General features: G+C 39.4%; 23 protein-coding genes. 21 read left to right on the forward strand and 2 right to left on the reverse strand.

Going from position 1 to position 15,792, the window contains the following annotated elements:
- Positions 1 to 90 precede the first annotated feature (90 nt).
- Positions 91 to 1,089 carry a tRNA dihydrouridine synthase DusB gene (dusB, locus tag KZP23_RS07470; RefSeq protein WP_215225266.1) on the reverse strand — a complete coding sequence of 333 codons (999 nt, stop codon included), beginning with the start codon at positions 1,087 to 1,089 and terminating at the stop codon, positions 91 to 93.
- Between the two features lie 37 nt (positions 1,090 to 1,126).
- On the opposite strand from dusB, the gene KZP23_RS07475 reads away from it, so the two are divergent.
- From KZP23_RS07475 to KZP23_RS07565, 19 genes are all read left to right on the forward strand, one after another.
- Positions 1,127 to 2,086 (forward strand): CPBP family intramembrane glutamic endopeptidase, encoded by a 960-nt coding sequence (locus KZP23_RS07475; protein WP_226335479.1) that lies wholly within the window; start codon positions 1,127 to 1,129, stop codon positions 2,084 to 2,086.
- A complete protein-coding gene (locus KZP23_RS07480) occupies positions 2,061 to 2,267 on the forward strand; it encodes a putative signal transducing protein (RefSeq protein WP_226335480.1) in 207 nt (68 codons plus the stop codon). Before KZP23_RS07475 ends, KZP23_RS07480 begins: the two co-directional genes overlap by 26 nt.
- Positions 2,251 to 3,090 (forward strand): phosphatidate cytidylyltransferase, encoded by an 840-nt coding sequence (locus KZP23_RS07485; protein ID WP_226335481.1) that lies wholly within the window; start codon positions 2,251 to 2,253, stop codon positions 3,088 to 3,090. Before KZP23_RS07480 ends, KZP23_RS07485 begins: the two co-directional genes overlap by 17 nt.
- A 74-nt stretch (positions 3,091 to 3,164) precedes the next feature.
- Positions 3,165 to 4,442, forward strand: coding sequence for a Glu/Leu/Phe/Val family dehydrogenase (locus KZP23_RS07490; protein WP_226335482.1), 1,278 nt, complete (start codon positions 3,165 to 3,167; stop codon positions 4,440 to 4,442).
- Between the two features lie 282 nt (positions 4,443 to 4,724).
- On the forward strand, positions 4,725 to 6,008 hold the full coding sequence (locus tag KZP23_RS07495) for a site-specific integrase (protein WP_226335483.1): 1,284 nt from the start codon (positions 4,725 to 4,727) through the stop codon (positions 6,006 to 6,008).
- 376 nt (positions 6,009 to 6,384) lie between these two features.
- Positions 6,385 to 6,588 carry a DUF3853 family protein gene (locus KZP23_RS23130; RefSeq protein ID WP_226335485.1) on the forward strand — a complete coding sequence of 68 codons (204 nt, stop codon included), beginning with the start codon at positions 6,385 to 6,387 and terminating at the stop codon, positions 6,586 to 6,588.
- Positions 6,581 to 6,910: a hypothetical protein gene (locus KZP23_RS07505; RefSeq protein ID WP_226335486.1), complete on the forward strand. Its 330-nt coding sequence runs from the start codon at positions 6,581 to 6,583 to the stop codon at positions 6,908 to 6,910. The genes KZP23_RS23130 and KZP23_RS07505 overlap by 8 nt, the downstream gene beginning before the upstream one ends.
- Before the next feature lie 82 nt (positions 6,911 to 6,992).
- The gene (locus KZP23_RS07510; protein ID WP_226335488.1) at positions 6,993 to 7,316 is read left to right on the forward strand and encodes a hypothetical protein; all 324 of its coding nucleotides are present in this window, start codon (positions 6,993 to 6,995) and stop codon (positions 7,314 to 7,316) included.
- Complete coding sequence (locus tag KZP23_RS07515) at positions 7,309 to 7,599, forward strand: hypothetical protein (RefSeq protein ID WP_226335490.1); 291 nt, start codon at positions 7,309 to 7,311, stop codon at positions 7,597 to 7,599. Before KZP23_RS07510 ends, KZP23_RS07515 begins: the two co-directional genes overlap by 8 nt.
- Positions 7,596 to 7,895, forward strand: a complete 300-nt coding sequence (locus tag KZP23_RS07520) for a hypothetical protein (protein WP_226335491.1) — start codon at positions 7,596 to 7,598, stop codon at positions 7,893 to 7,895. Before KZP23_RS07515 ends, KZP23_RS07520 begins: the two co-directional genes overlap by 4 nt.
- Positions 7,896 to 8,063: 168 nt before the next feature.
- Positions 8,064 to 8,873: a hypothetical protein gene (locus KZP23_RS07525; protein ID WP_226335493.1), complete on the forward strand. Its 810-nt coding sequence runs from the start codon at positions 8,064 to 8,066 to the stop codon at positions 8,871 to 8,873.
- Positions 8,874 to 8,879: 6 nt separating this feature from the next.
- Positions 8,880 to 9,260, forward strand: a complete 381-nt coding sequence (locus KZP23_RS07530; RefSeq protein ID WP_226335494.1) for a hypothetical protein — start codon at positions 8,880 to 8,882, stop codon at positions 9,258 to 9,260.
- Positions 9,248 to 9,946 (forward strand): hypothetical protein, encoded by a 699-nt coding sequence (locus tag KZP23_RS07535; protein WP_226335495.1) that lies wholly within the window; start codon positions 9,248 to 9,250, stop codon positions 9,944 to 9,946. The genes KZP23_RS07530 and KZP23_RS07535 overlap by 13 nt, the downstream gene beginning before the upstream one ends.
- 14 nt (positions 9,947 to 9,960) lie before the next feature.
- Complete coding sequence (locus KZP23_RS07540; protein ID WP_226335496.1) at positions 9,961 to 10,197, forward strand: hypothetical protein; 237 nt, start codon at positions 9,961 to 9,963, stop codon at positions 10,195 to 10,197.
- A gap of 41 nt (positions 10,198 to 10,238) precedes the next feature.
- Positions 10,239 to 10,541 (forward strand): hypothetical protein, encoded by a 303-nt coding sequence (locus tag KZP23_RS07545; protein WP_226335497.1) that lies wholly within the window; start codon positions 10,239 to 10,241, stop codon positions 10,539 to 10,541.
- Positions 10,538 to 10,852: a hypothetical protein gene (locus KZP23_RS07550; RefSeq protein WP_226335499.1), complete on the forward strand. Its 315-nt coding sequence runs from the start codon at positions 10,538 to 10,540 to the stop codon at positions 10,850 to 10,852. The genes KZP23_RS07545 and KZP23_RS07550 overlap by 4 nt, the downstream gene beginning before the upstream one ends.
- A gap of 23 nt (positions 10,853 to 10,875) precedes the next feature.
- Positions 10,876 to 11,223: a hypothetical protein gene (locus KZP23_RS07555; RefSeq protein WP_226335500.1), complete on the forward strand. Its 348-nt coding sequence runs from the start codon at positions 10,876 to 10,878 to the stop codon at positions 11,221 to 11,223.
- Between the two features lie 213 nt (positions 11,224 to 11,436).
- Positions 11,437 to 11,646, forward strand: coding sequence for a hypothetical protein (locus tag KZP23_RS07560; protein WP_226335502.1), 210 nt, complete (start codon positions 11,437 to 11,439; stop codon positions 11,644 to 11,646).
- Complete coding sequence (locus KZP23_RS07565; RefSeq protein ID WP_226335510.1) at positions 11,639 to 11,794, forward strand: hypothetical protein; 156 nt, start codon at positions 11,639 to 11,641, stop codon at positions 11,792 to 11,794. Before KZP23_RS07560 ends, KZP23_RS07565 begins: the two co-directional genes overlap by 8 nt.
- 54 nt (positions 11,795 to 11,848) lie before the next feature.
- On the opposite strand, the gene KZP23_RS07570 is transcribed toward KZP23_RS07565, so the two are convergent.
- The gene (locus KZP23_RS07570; RefSeq protein ID WP_226335511.1) at positions 11,849 to 12,025 is read right to left on the reverse strand and encodes a hypothetical protein; all 177 of its coding nucleotides are present in this window, start codon (positions 12,023 to 12,025) and stop codon (positions 11,849 to 11,851) included.
- Between the two features lie 195 nt (positions 12,026 to 12,220).
- Between KZP23_RS07570 and KZP23_RS07575 the strand changes: the two genes are divergently transcribed.
- Together KZP23_RS07575 and KZP23_RS07580 are read left to right on the forward strand one after the other, a co-directional pair.
- The gene (locus KZP23_RS07575; RefSeq protein ID WP_226335513.1) at positions 12,221 to 12,691 is read left to right on the forward strand and encodes a hypothetical protein; all 471 of its coding nucleotides are present in this window, start codon (positions 12,221 to 12,223) and stop codon (positions 12,689 to 12,691) included.
- Positions 12,681 to 15,791 (forward strand): hypothetical protein, encoded by a 3,111-nt coding sequence (locus tag KZP23_RS07580; RefSeq protein WP_226335514.1) that lies wholly within the window; start codon positions 12,681 to 12,683, stop codon positions 15,789 to 15,791. Before KZP23_RS07575 ends, KZP23_RS07580 begins: the two co-directional genes overlap by 11 nt.
- Position 15,792 lies beyond the last annotated feature (1 nt).

Raw genomic sequence — 15,792 nt, forward strand, 5'->3', positions numbered from 1 at the left:
TCTTTAAGATCAAAGTGTTTTCGATTTAGATACTAGACAAAAAAAAGGTTGGCTTTATGGGCCAACCTTGGGTAATGTAAGTTTATTGAATTAACCGGCTACAAACTGGTAATCGGCAAATTGTACCGCTACTTCGTCAAGAATAGCGGCCACTTCGTCATAAGTGTCTGCAGTGACCATTTGCATTCTGTAAGGCTTGAAATTAGGCATGCCACGGAAGTAGTTCGTATAATGTCTACGCATTTCAAGAATGCCCAATTTTTCACCCTTCCACTTCACAGAAAAGTCCAAGTGCTTTTTGGTCACGCGGATCCTTTCGGCCAAATCTGGTGCGGCTAGTTTTTCTCCGGTTTCAAAAAAGTGCTTGACCTCATTGAAGATCCATGGGTAGCCAATGGCTGCTCGGCCGATCATCATGCCATCCACTCCAAATCGGTTTCTATAATCGAGGGCGCGTTCTGGACTGTCGATGTCCCCATTTCCAAATAATGGGATATGGATGCGTGGGTTTTCTTTGATTTTGGCCAAATAGGTCCAATCAGCTTCACCTTTGTACATTTGCTTTCTGGTACGGGCATGCACACTGATGGCCTGAATGCCCACATCCTGTAGCCTTTCTACTACTTCAACGATACGGATGGTTTCGTGGTCCCAGCCCAGTCGGGTTTTTACAGTAACGGGAATCTTTACGGCTTTGACGATTTCAGCGGTCATTTCCACCATTTTGTCAATATCCAATAAAATACCCGCTCCAGCGCCTTTGCAGGCCACTTTGTTTACTGGACAACCGTAATTGATATCCAAAATGTCCGGTCCGGCAGCTTCTGCGATGGCAGCGGCTTCCCGCATGGATTCGATTTCATTGCCGAAAATCTGAATACCAATAGGTCTTTCGTATTCGAAAATATCGAGTTTTTGGACACTTTTGGCAGCGTCACGGATCAATCCCTCAGAGCTGATAAACTCTGTGTACATCAAATCGGCACCATTTTCCTTGCATACGGCCCTAAAAGGCGGATCGCTGACATCCTCCATGGGGGCCAGTAGCAATGGAAATTCCCCTAAGTCTAAGTTTCCTATTTTTACCACGACTGATTTATAATTTTCCTGTAAATTTACCCCAATTATGGAGATTTATAAAACTCAAAGCCAAATAGCTGCAAAACACAACTGGATATTGTCCTTAGTTGTACTCGTTTTGATCACTTTTGGTGTACTTGCTCTTACACAAGGACTGGCACTGATCCTTATCCCTTTCATGTTTGATATTCCCTATGATGATATTCTGCCGCTTTTTGAGGGGCAGCTAGATCACCCTAACGGACGGGCAGCCATGTTATTTCTTCAGGGTTTGGGCGGTGGACTGGCCTATTTCCTCGCGGCTTACTTATATATTAAGTTAGTAGAAAAAGCCGATCTCGACTGGAAACAACAGTTTAATCGAGTAAAGTTCAATGTTTTACTGATTATTTTCCCCTTGCTTTTTGGCTTTATTCTTTTTGACTCTGCTATAGTGGAGTGGAATATGAATATTAGCTTCCCTTCTTTTATGTCTGGCTTTGAGCGTTTTGCTAGGGAAATGGAGGACAAGGCCATGGTTTTGACCAAATATCTTACCGATTTCCAAAGCCCTGTTGAGTTTCTGTTTGGGCTGCTGGTGATTGGTGTGATGGCGGGTATTGGAGAGGAATATTTGTTTCGTGGCTTGATTCAGCCTAAGTTTCACCGATATACTGGAAATGCCCATATGGGAATTTGGATTTCTGCATTTATCTTCTCGGCCATTCATTTTCAGTTTTATGGCTTTTTCCCAAGGATGTTTTTAGGAGCACTGTTTGGTTATCTGTATTTATATTCGGGTAGTTTGGTATACCCGATGTTGGCACATGTGCTGAATAATTCTTTTACCTTGATCATGGTTTACCTGAACAAGCTGGGCATGGTAGAGTTTAATATGGAGGAACCGGATGATTTTTCCTGGTATACAGTTTTGATGGGGCTGATTGTCTTTGTTTTCTGTATGCGTATTTTTATTTCTCAAAACAGAAATGTCACTTCACATGGAAAAATGGCAGAAGGTATTTGAAAGTAGTACACCAATTAGGGCTGAAATCGTCAAAGGTGTATTAAGCGAACATGATATTACGGCCATTGTACTCAATAAAAAAGAATCAGTTTATCAAATTCATGGCAGTTATCAGGTAATGGTGGCTGCAGAAAAGGCCCTTGTGGCGATTAATATAATAAAGAATGAGATCTCGTTTTAATATTTCCAATTATAGTGAGCTGGGACAACGTGTCATCACGGCAATAATAGGCGCAGCAGCTATAATTGGGGGTTGTATTTATAGTGAGTGGACCTATTTTGTAGTATTTGGGGGGATTTTGGTGTTTTCTCAAATGGAATTTTATAAGCTGTCAGGTTTGGATGGGATGCTTCCTCTGAAATCTTTTGGTACTTTTTTGGGTGCAATGATCTTTTCCATGTCTTTTTTGGTGGAGATGCAGCATATGGCGGATAAGTATTACTTTCTTATCTTTCCGATGGTCTCCCTGATATTCTTTATTAAATTGTACAAGAAAACGGATAAAAAGCCATTCACGGGGATAGCCTATACCTTTTTGGGGCTGTTTTATGTGGCAGTTCCATTTTCATTGTTGAACATGGCCGCTTTTTCTGTGGATGAAACCTTTCACTATGAAGTCATCGTAGGTAGCTTATTGCTGTTATGGGCAAGTGATACTGGAGCTTATTTTTCCGGAACAAAGTTTGGCAAAACGAAGTTGTTTGAAAGGGTGTCTCCAAAAAAATCCTGGGAAGGTAGCTTGGGAGGCGCTTTGATGGCATTGGTAGTGGCCTATTTCCTGGGGATTAACTTTGTCATAATCGCACCTTGGAAATGGTTTTGCATAGCTGGAATCATCGTTATTGCCGGCACCTATGGGGATTTGATTGAGTCCTTGTTCAAGAGAAGTATTGCAATCAAAGACTCAGGAAAAGGATTGCCAGGCCACGGTGGTTTTATGGATCGTTTTGACGGATTGTTAGTTTCAGCGCCTTTTATTGTTGCTTTTTTGAAAATGTTTTAAAAAAGTATTGGGTGTTTTGGAAATGTATTAATATTGCATTGTAATTCAATTGCTAAATAAACTAGAACCCAATTATGGCTTACATTGAACCGGCCCCTATAAAGGACAAAGAAAATCCTTTGGAGTCAATGATGGAGAGGTTTAATATCGCAGCAGAAAAATTAGGCCTCTCTGAGGAGGTTTATAGCGTGCTGAAAAACCCCGCTAAACAAGTGATAGTTTCCCTACCCATTACCATGGACAATGGTAAAATAAAAGTTTTTGAGGGCATTAGGGTGGTACATTCCAATATTCTCGGGCCTGCTAAAGGCGGAATTCGTTTTGCTCCTGATGTACACATTGATGAGGTCCGAGCTTTGGCAGCCTGGATGACTTGGAAATGTGCTGTGGTGGATATCCCCTACGGTGGTGGAAAAGGAGGTGTTCGCTGTAATCCTAGAGAAATGTCTAAGGGAGAAATTGAGCGTTTGGTGAGGGCATATACCATGGCTATGATTGATGTGTTTGGTCCTGATAAGGATATACCTGCCCCGGATATGGGGACGGGGCCTAGGGAAATGGCCTGGCTGATGGATGAATACTCCAAGGCACATGGTACGACAGTGAACGCAGTGGTGACGGGTAAGCCTTTGGTACTTGGAGGTTCTTTGGGAAGAACAGAAGCTACTGGTAGAGGTGTTATGGTATCTGCCCTGGCGGCCATGGAAAAATTGAAAATCAATCCTTTTCAGGCAACCTGTGTTGTTCAGGGCTTTGGTAATGTTGGTTCTTGGGCTGCACAGCTTTTGGAGGAAAGGGGGCTGAAGATTGTTTCTATCTCAGATATTTCGGGGGCTTATTATAACAGTAATGGTATTAATATTCAGGAGGCCATTAAATTTAGGAATGAAAATAATGGTATCTTGGAAGGCTTCCATGGTGCGGAGAAACTTTCCAGTCCAGATGAATTGTTTGAATTAGAGGTGGATGTGTTGGTTCCCGCGGCTGTAGAGGATGTGATTACCAAAAAGAATGTGGATAAGATCAAGGCCAAATTGATCGTCGAGGGTGCTAATGGGCCTACTTCTTTCAATGCAGATAAAATCATCAATGAGAAGGGAATCATGGTGGTGCCGGATATCCTGGCCAATGCAGGAGGGGTGACTGTTTCTTATTTTGAATGGGTACAGAACCGTTTAGGATATAAGTGGACTGCCGAAAGGGTGAACAGAAGGTCAGACAGAATTATGAAGGAAGCCTTTGATCATGTATACAAAGCTTCTGTAAAATATGATGTTCCTATGAGGATAGCTGCTTATATTGTAGCTATTGACAAGGTAGCCCAGACTTACCAATATAGGGGCGGCTACTAAAACGCTTGGTAATGCACTGAATAATATTTGTTAAGCGGGCAAAAAATAAAATTTGATTGTCTAAATGATAAGTAATTATCCTTAATTGGTTATTTATAGTTAAATTTGCCTCCTTAATTTTAAATCATGACCATACATAAAGTTGTAATAATTGCATTTTCTGATATTTAAATAATTGAAAAGGGGCTAAAAAGCCCCTTTTTTGCTATTGTTCGCATTTCCTTATATTTATCTATGTTTGCAACTAGTTTGAAAAATGTTTGCAAATTTTTATATTCGATAATGGCAACAGTAGATTTATATTTGGACACAAGGAGAGCACTCAAAGACGGTACCTATCCTTTGAAGCTTAGAGTTTCACATGAAAGGAAAACCAAGTATTTCAAAACAGATCCTTCATACAGTTTTAGTCTTAAGGGGTATGAGAAAATAATCAAGACCAAGAAAGGTTCTAGACTGGATGAGAATCAAGCAGAGATTAGAGATATTGTTTTCGCCCAGTTAAGCAAAGCCAGTAGTATAATTAAAGAGCTCGAGTTTTTTAATTTTGCAGCCTTCCAATTAAGGTTTACGGGAAAGGGAGACCGAAATGATATTCTTTTTCGTCTTGAAGAATTATGTGATTCAGGGAATAATCCAGGTAGTACCGGTGTAAACAAAGATGCTTACTCAGCATTGACCCATTATATCAATCGGGACAATCCTAAATTTATACCAGGGAAAAAGGGTAAGGGCAAAAATCAAAAAAGCGATATCATAAGTAAGCTACCGATGAATGCCATTACCCCAAAATGGTTGAATGAGTTTGAGGCTTGGCAAATAAAAAGGGGGCTAAGCCCAACAACTATTGCTATAATTCTAAATAGGGTAAAAGCGGTATTCAATCAAGCAATAAGAGACCAAGAAATAGACCCAAACAGGTACCCATTCGGAAAAGGGAAATATCAACCTCCGGCACCTAGGAAATCAAAGAAGTATCTTAAAGATGATCAACTGGTTGAATTCTTTAAATATGAAGCTAAAACCAGCCCAGAAGAATTTGCAAAAGACTTCTTTATCTTTAGTTATTTGGCCAGTGGTATGAATTTGGGGGATATCTTTTTACTGAAGTGGTCAAACTTTAATGGTAGGGATAGCTTTAGTTTCTTTCGTAGAAAAACAGTAAGCCGAAGTACAGACCCAAAAGAAATAACGGTCCATTTAAATGAACACTTATGGGCTATAATCGATAAGCATGGAAGCCGGAAGATAAATAATGATTATGTTTTTAATATAGTGGATCCTTCAATGGATACCGAAAGAGCCTACGTGGTGATAAAAATGGCGATCAATAAAGTAAATGTAAACCTTAAAAAGATTGGAGAATCATTGGGCTTTGATGTTCCTCTGACCTCGTACCATGCCCGCCATGCCTATGCCACTAAATTAATGAAGGTCGCTCCGGTTGCCTACATTTCAAAGCAGCTGGGGCATTCAAATATTCAAACTACTGAAGATTATCTCGGACAGTTTGAAAAGGATGAGGCTTTAAAATATGAGGCTAATCTTATTCCAAAGATTAATTAAATTAAAGAGGGGTTTTAAGTACTTGTAAATAAAATGTAATATAAACTGTCAATAAAAAGTAATAAATTCGTTTACTTTTAGATTTTTTTAGTAAAAATTCTATCAAATTAATTTTTATTTATAAAAAAATATGTGCTTGTTTGTTGTGCTGGGTAACAACAACGACACGGGAAACTGTGGTTATCGAGCAAAATCCGCGACAACGACGCAACAGATTTTTTAACAACTTAAACAACAACGACACGGACGCCCTGTGAGCAATGAGGGGTAAACTGCTGATATGTCCAGCGGGGTACAACTATGGTAGCTCTTAGGTGCGGACAACCTTATTAATTTAAGTCGGGGACATATCCCGAAAGGTTAAAATGTGTATGTTATGTTTTGTTTAAACACTAAAAGCTCTAGCACTATAAAGGGGCTAAAAGGACTTGCCAATTTTCTCAATTGCACATTACCCACGGCTCAGCGGTACAAGTCAAGTGGGAAAATCCCTTTTTATCAATTGACTAAAAGTGGGACCATCTATTTTGATAAGGACGAGGTTTTAAAAGCCCTAAAAAAAGGAGGTCAAAATGGATAAGCCAACGATCCAGGAAGTAACCTTCAACAATCTCCCTGAAGCTATTCAAGTCCTATTGCAAAAAGTTGAGAAACTAGAAAGGCAATTAAGCCAAAAACAAGCTCCTGTTAAATTACCTCGGATTATTCCGATGGCTAAAGCCGTAGAGCTAACTGGCCGAAGTGCTAACGCCCTCAGAATTCAAATTAGCCAAGGTAATTTGAAATCGATCAAAAAGGATGGATATCATTATTTCGACACGGAATACCTGCTATCCTGGATGGAAGGTAAAACTGGCGCCCCGAAAAAAGACTCATCTGAAATCCTCGTTGCCTCGAGGTAAAATTCCCAAACAACAACAACGACGACAACTGAAAGCTTGATAATAAATGAATGAGAAATTAGAAACGTAAAAAGTAGTTGTTATGAAAGCAAAAAAAGCTTGTCTTGGTTTGGAAGGCCGGACGACAAGCTCAGGAGACGGAAAGTCACTGGGCAAAGATACCAATGTGAAATGGTATAAACAAGAAATAGAAGTGTTTAACAGATTTTTTGGAGTACCCCAAAGCATGCTTCAGGTGGCCCTCCAAACGGATGTATTACGCGCGAATATCTGTCGCTATGTAGACAAATGGCTCAAAGAAGGAAAGGTAAAAAGAGTGTACAAAGGTATTTGCCCTATCACCAAGCGAAAAGTAGGAAAATACAGCACTGATCCGAAGTACTGGGAAGGAGGTCACAATGACTAAGTTTAGCGGTGATCATCTATTTAATCATCCTCTTGTAGAGGTATATGAAGAGTGCTACCGCCTAGTATACGAAGCCAACAGGTTAGCGGAAAAGGCAAATAAGGCCATTCCAGATGCTAAAGGTATGCTATACCAGGAAATGTATTCATTGGTGGAAGGTATGCGATTCGAAGCCAGAATGCTAGCAAGCGTACTCGACATAAGGATTCAGAACACAGGATGGCCGGACTATGTCCTCGATACCTTGGATGAAATTTTTGGGGAAGGAGGGATGGAAGCATGAAACAAAGAAGTTTTTGCGCGGGTTGCCCTGACTACTCTATTGAGAGACTAGAGGTGGCCAACATGACTTTTGATGAGCTTTTAAAAAGCCATAAACATCATTCCAAAACGATAATTGAGTATGGTCAAAAACTGGCGAAAGGGCCATTTGGTAACGATCCGTATTATGAGTTTTTGCCTTTATGGTTGCGTACTCACGCTGCTTATCTTAAGCACATACAGGACGAACTACAGGTCAGGGCTGAAAGTGAATTTTCACCCTATTTGGGAAAAGTATTAGAGGAGGTTCTAGCATGAGCAAGGAAAAGATGAACGGGTACTCTCTCAGTAGGGCATGGCACAATTTCGCTTTTGATAATCCAGACAAGGTAAGTCCTAAACATGGTGCACTGTTTTTTTTTTATTATCGAGCATTTCAACAGAATGGGCTGGAAGGATAAAGTCGGTTTACCTGCCTCATTGGCTATGGATGCTATTGGTGTAACATACAATACCTATAAGGGTGCCATGAATGATTTGATTGACTGGGGCTTTATCCAAATGATTGAAAAATCGAAAAATCAATATAGTGCTAACATAATTGCCCTATCAAATTTTGACAAAGCACTTGATAAAGCACTTGACAAAGCATTTGCAGAGCATTTCACAAAGCACTTGCAAGGCAATTCACAAAGCATTTGCGACATAATAAAACAACTTAACCATCTAACAATAGAACAAAAAAACAAGATAGTAACTATCCTTTCTAATAATGATAATGAAGAAAACAATGAAGATGAAATAGTAGAATCAAATGCTACTTCACCAGAAGAAGAACCTCCAAAATTCCCAGATCCAGAACAGCTAACTGAAGAGGGGAAAAAGGCTAATCAGGTTCTAGCAGAATATTTCGGGATCTCGGAGATTAACCAGCCGAACCATTACATGGCCATTGGGAGGTTCGTGAATACCATGAGTAAAAAAGGAAAGCTGAGATATGTTCATGACCAATATTACTTCTACAAGCGACTTAAAGAAAAAAATCCATCCTTTAAACATTCCTGGAAAAACTTTATTGGCTCTCCTGAAAAACAATATGAAGATGGTGCTTGGAATGCTGAGAACTGGCAACAGAAATATAAGGATTCTTTGAAAGTAGAAAATGACAATCCAAAGAGATTGAGCTATTCAATTAATTCACATGTAAGCCAGACCAATTACGCTCCCATTTTCGAACGCACAAGAGAGCTAATGAGTGAATCCACAGAAAAAGAAAATAAGAACAATCAAAATTAAATATACATGACACAAGAAGAGAGAGTATCAGCCTTAACCGAAAAATTAGAAGGCGCACCGGAAAGCTACAAAGAAGCACGAATTAATAATCTTGGAAGAATGACATTCAAGGATGATGATGATTTCAACGGATTTCTCGATGACATTGATACTGACATAAAAGAACTGCAGCAAATGCAAGCTGACAGCAAGATGAAAGGCTTTGGGGGCATTCCAAGAAGATCGAAAAAAGATATCTCATCAGAAGCCGATAAGGAAAAGGTGAGTGATATTGTCAGCTCCATGATGGGGTTGCCCCCTAAAAAAAAGACAAGCCCCGAAAGCAAGTCTGAAAAAGATTCGACCACCAAAAATATTGTTAAAAACATAATGAGATGGGACAAATGAAAAAAATCACTATCAAAACCAATGAAACAGACAAGCGCAATGCGCTTGCTAAATTGAATCAATTCAGAATTAACCATTTACCGGCCTTGGTGGAGGCTTACGCTAAATTTTCCGAGGAAACAGAACTTGAACCATTGACCAAAAATACCCTAAAAGGAATTATTGAAAATGGTATTTCTCCGGTTGAGAGAAAAATAGAAGAAACGGTGAAAACCTTCCCAAAGCTTACCCAAGGGTATGCTCGAGAAGAAGGTTATAAGCACTTGAACACCATTTTGAAACCAGTTATTGAAGGGATGCAAAAATGGAAACAGAATCTCGCTCCGAGTGATGGCAGTTTTCCGCACGAGCTTTTGGATGTTGATAAAATGCCTATCAGCCAGGATTTTCAACTGACCGTGGAGGGTGTAAAGGAGTATGTTGAAGCGAATAAAGAACTCTTTGAGATATCGATTAGCGACCCCGTCGATATTGAACTTTACAATAGACAACAGGTCCTTTCAAAAGCCTTCAATAGCTTCATTGAATACGCTCAGGAAAACGATGTGGTACTTCCCAATCTTGTTGCTGAAATTATCGGTATGCAGGGCGTTGGGAAAGATTTCCGATCCAAACCTAATCCCTCTTTGTTTCTGCCACATCGTACTAATGAGCAGATAAAAAAGTTAATGTCCTGGAAAGATTGATAACCAAGAAGGCTATGAAAATTATAGAGCCATACAGCGAAGAGCTAAGAGAATTGAAGGAAAAAGCCATTGTAAATATGGATAAGCCTTTATTAAATGATCTGCGAAAAGTGGAAGGTGAAAAATTCATCTATTGTGAGACGTTTTTTGATGCTCTACAGGCCACGTCGATAGAAAACAATGCTTTGCTATTGATCGAAAGTACAGAGCTTAAAGAGCTTCTTAGAAAAGCCAAAGCAGGGGAACTTTAACCCCTGCTACTATTTGAAAAGTACAAAAAATACAGAAAGCCATGCCAAAAAAGGGAATTACAAATAATCCATCAGGAAGGCCGAAGGGAACGCCAAACAAAGCTAACAGGCCTTTAAAGGAAAATATTTCAAACTTCCTGCAAAAGAACTGGACCAAAATCGAGCGGGATATCAATAAACTTGAACCACGGGACAGAGTGGCCATTTACGAAAAGCTATTATCGTATGTCATGCCTCGGCTTAAAGCTGTTGATGCTAATGTTTCACTTGAGCAAAAGCTTGAAAACCTTGATACAGAGCAACTAAACAAACTGATTGATCATATTTTACTTGAAGAATCATGAACGATAATATCAGAAAAGCAGCTATCCAAGCCATTAAAGAGGGTGATATATCCCGTTTGAAGGCCTTAAAGCGAATGATAGGCCAGGGTAATGATATACCTGTGTATTTCCAGTTGTACGGCCATGAGCAAATTTATAACACCAAGGGCGAAGAGGTACTCAACGAAGCGGATCAAGTGGAAGATATGAAGATTGAAGGGGTATTACCCCAGGTATCAAGTATTGTAGTGGTATTTCCTGATCGCAAGGACATGGAGGCCAGCATTCGGGAAATAGAACCTGAAAATGAAACGCTTAAAAAGTGGGATTAATTAAAAAAAAATAATAGTAAAACATGAAAAGTATAGAAAACCAAAGAACGCTCATGCACGAGCTAAACACAATCAGAAAAAGCTTGGCCACTCTGGAACAAATACCAGACACGGACCATCTATTCAAAAACCTAGTGTACACTTGTATGGTAACAGTCGGAAACCTCCACGCCTACCACGTTAAGCAGCTGAATGAATTTGGTAAAGAAATAGCACAAATAAATAAGGCCTCAATTAATGTCCATAACAACGTGAAATACAATTTGAGCCAATTGGATGAAGATGAGATCGAGCAGCTAAAAGTATTAATGCAAGAAGCTGAAAAGATCCAAAATGAGGCGAAAATCAGGAATAAGCTATTGGGTAACTGACCACTACATAAGTAGTCATTTAACCTCTCATAATGAGTCTAATTGGGTGATTTAGTAGTTTGTTTTATAAACTGTACGAACAATTTGCAACCAATTATAATAAAATGACTTTTTGTCATAAAAATATCAATAAAAAAGCACGGTCTAAAGTGCAATTTAGCCGTGCTTAAGTTTCAAATTTTCAATCATATTAATTCTAAAATTTAAGGTAACATGGAAAACGCTAAAAATCAAATCAACGAAATCAATTCTGGACTAACCAAAATCCAAGAGGGACTCGATCAAATCAAGTCGAATGAAAGTGCTTTTGGGGATGATCAATTCTTTTTTGATTGGTATGCAGCATTAAGCGAACGAGTTAAGGTATTCCAAACAGCAGTGGAATGCGAGCTTGAAAACCAAAATGAAATGATCCATGGCTAAGATAGTTTCAATCGGTAATCCATTCAAACCTAAGAAGGTGCCACTTTGGAAAAACGAGGTGTACTTGGAGGAACTGGAAAAACAGATAGTCGCGGATCACAACCGCAAGATCAGGGAGCAAAAAGAAGCCCGTGAAAGGTCCCAGTGACAAAAGGTTTAACAGCTTAAAGCAACGACAAGAGCCGGGGTAATTCCCGGCTTTTCACGGTTTAAGAAATAGATATATCCCCGCCAAAATCCCTAACACAAGCACAACCAAAACTACATCACTGAGGAATTTTAAATTATTGTCTATTCTCTCAAGATGATACGCCTGCTTTTCTTTTAAAGCCCTATCAGAAAGGTCTTCTATTTTTTGTTTTGTACCGAATCCAAACATAGTAGTATTGTTTATTTAATGAATAAAACTAACAGTTTGTTTCCGTGTATGAAATACCCCATCTATGGTATTTTTATTATCACTGTTTAGCTGAACAGTGGTGTTTCACTGATTGATTAGCTACCATTTCCATTTGTTTTTAAGGTACTTAGCAATAGATATTTTTTTAGCTACACGAAAAAAAAGAATTAAGAAATGTTAAAAATCAAATCAAAATTCAAGGGGAAAAACCTTGAAAAATTTCTGCTTAACCAAGTGGAAAAGATCGAGAGAAACTTAGAAAATGAGCTCCTTATAGTTGGGTTAGAGTTTGTTAGGGATGCTAGGATAAAGGCTGATTTTACCGACCGAACCGGAAACCTAAGAAGCTCAATTGGTTTTGTGCTTTTAAAAGATGGACGACCAATATTCCAGAATTTCGAAGAATCAACAAAAAAGGGGACCGATAAAAAGACAGGAGTTGATCAGGCCATAAAATATGTTAAAGAAGTAGCTGGAGCTGAACTTATCCTTGGTTATAGTTTAGTTGTAGTTGCTGGAATGGACTATGCCGCCTATGTCGAATCTCAAGGGAAAGACGTGCTTACGGGGTCAAGCCTGATAGCAGAAAGAAACTTGAAAAAAGCGTTTAAAAATTTAGAAAGGAGGGTGAACAATGCCAGTTAAATTTGACGATGGGAGATTGAGTTTTGAGACCGGACTAGATAATTCAGGTCTGAAAAAAGACGCAAAAAAGGCAGAGCAAATTCTTAGTGACCTGAGGAAAATGCAAGAAAGAAACGAAAGGGAGTTTATTGCTAAGATGCAGGGTATTAACGATAGCATCCAGAAGAGTTCTCAAGAATCCAGAAAGCAAATAAAAGGACTTGGGACAATAGCCGGAACACTTGGGGGAGCTTTGGCAGGTGCTTTTTCCGTTCAGTTGCTAATCCAATTTGAAAAGCAGTTAGCTAGAATTGTTGGTGAGTTCGAAAAAATGGAAGCCGTTTTAACCAATACATTGGGAAGTAAATCCGATGCGCAAGCGGCAATGGCTCAAATAGTCCAATTCGCAAGCCAAACACCTTTCCAGGTTGATCAGCTCACAGATTCTTTTGTAAAGCTAGCCAACCAAGGGTTTAAACCTACAGTTGATGAATTGAGGAACTTGGGAGACTTGGCCAGTAGTACCGGTAAGGACTTTGATCAATTGGCAGAGGCCATAATTGATGCCCAAGTAGGTGAATTTGAAAGGTTAAAGGAATTCGGGATCAGGGCCAGTAAAGAAGGTGATAATGTAACCTTCACTTTTAAGGGGGTTCAGGAGCAGGTTGAGTTCACAGAAAGCTCAATCAGAAAATACATACTAAGCTTAGGAGATGCAGAGGGAGTAAGTGGTGCCATGGCTGCTATATCTGATACAGTAGCGGGCAAAATTTCCAATCTAGATGACAATATTACTGTTCTAGCAAAAACAATTGGAGACAGGCAATCAGGGGTTTTCAAGACTTCATTAGATTGGTTAAATGAGTTCATATCATTGGCCACATTGGCAGTCAGCAGTACAAGTGAGATCCGCAACCAAATGCGCCTAGTTACTGGAGCTGCAGGATTCCAGCAAACGAATAAGGAAGTTGACGAGCTTATAAGCAAATTATCAAAAAGAATGGGGATGGAAGAGGCAATCAATAAAGCGGTTGACCTCACTATTAAATCCTATAGGGACCTTTCCGATAATATCGATGGGGACATTACATTTGGCAGATTGAACAAGCAAATCCATGAGCTGGAAAAGTACAGAAAACAATTGCTTTCTGGTTATTCCAATGGAGGTATTGAAACCTTAAATACGCTTAATAAGGAACTTGCGAATCTTCAAAAACAAAGATCGGAAATTGACATCACAAACACCGATGCACTCAATAAAAATCTTCAACAACAACTTAAGATCAAAAAGAAGATTGAAGCTGTTGACATCAAAGCGATCAAAAACCAAAAAAGCATTACCAAACAGATATCATATTTTTCAGATCGCCAATTTTTGGATCAAGCTGAAAAACTTAAGGGCAGTCTACTGGATCAAACCGAGACTTTCAATAAGTTCCAAGAAAACCTTGGTAAGGCAGGTCTTTCAACTATGGAGAATACAGGAGCAAAAGCTCTTGATCTTCAAAAAGAGTTTTACCAAAGCACAGCTATATTAACAGTTAGAGCGGCAAAAGTACTTCTCCAAAAAGCGGAAAATGAACTTGATTCCTCTACAATCACCAAAGAAAGAAAAGAAGAGCTAAAGCAGTTTATTAGGGATTTAAATAAGTTCCAGCTTGATGATATTTTCAAACTCGGTAATGCTCTTGGTAATTTAGGACAATCACTAATCCAACTTGGAGAATCTTCTCGATCAGCAGGGCTAGCCAATATTGGCGGTTTATTATCTGGACTTGCATCAGGGGTAAATGATGTATTGGTAGCGTTTGATAAAGAGGCTAGAGATTCAGATAAAATATTCGCTGGGGTTAATGGCCTGATCAAAGTAATTGACACTCTTTCCAGCGCAGCCGCCCAAAGAAAAAAAGCAGAAGAGGATTATTACAGATCGGTGATTGGCTTTCAACAAGATTATAATCTAAGTCTCCAGGAACAAATCAGGCTACAGTCGATTCTTGGTGAAAGTGCTTTCATAACCGATTATGAAGGGAGGATTAAAGACGGTTTAGCAGCCAGCGAAAACGCAATAAGCAACTATCAAAAAGCTATTGAAGCCCTTACGGGAGGAACTGTAAAGTCAGGTCAAAGGAATGCTATTGATTGGGGTAATGTAGGTCAATCTGCCGCAGGTGGAGCAGCTGCAGGAGCCGCAATAGGTTCTATTGTTCCTGTAATTGGTACAGCCATAGGCACCATATTTGGAGGAATTGCCGGTGCTATCGGAGGCTTATTCGGAGGCAAAAAGAAAGTTGATAATTATGTTCCCCTATTGCAGGAATACCCTGAGCTTGTCCAAGAAACATCCGAAGGGGTTTATGAAATCAACCGTGGATTAGCTGAATCTCTTATCCAAAACGATTTATTGAGCGATAGCACAAAAGAACTTGTCCAAGATGTTTTAGACTGGGGTGATGCTTTAGATGAGGCTAGGGAGCAAATAAAAGGTGTTATTTCTGATTTAGCAGGGTCACTAGGCAATGATTTAAGGGATGACCTTGTAGAATCGTTTAAAGCCGGTGAAGATGCAGCTAAAAAGATGGGAAAAACAGTATCTGAAGTGCTAGAAAACATCCTTTCGCAATTGTTGTTCAATAAAATCTTTGCGGACAACTTTGAACAACTAGAAAAGGATATGGCCGCAAGTATGGATATTGGAGGGGATCAATCTTGGACGGATGATCTAGCACGATTCTATAAAGGCTTTGCAGCAGAGCAGAAGGACTTTAATAAGCTATTAGAGGAAAACAGGAAACAATCTAAAGCATACGGATTTGATGTATTTGGGGCCTCACCCACCGCTAAACAGGGGCTAACTAGACAAGTGCAGTCACTAACAGAAGATACTGGCAAAGAATTATCAGGGCTTTTTAGAGGGTTTTACGATCTGCAAAAAAAGAATAACAATACTTTGTATACCCACATGAAACATGGAGTTGATCAGTTGATGGAGCTTCAAAGAATCGAGTACAATACTAAAATGAACATAGTCAAATGGGATCAGGCTATTCCCATATTTAGGCAAATTCAGGAAAACACCAAAGCGAGTAAAGGTAATAGAGACTTAGGTATAAACGACTAAT

The organism is Echinicola marina (assembly GCF_020463795.1).
GTDB lineage: Bacteria > Bacteroidota > Bacteroidia > Cytophagales > Cyclobacteriaceae > Echinicola > Echinicola marina.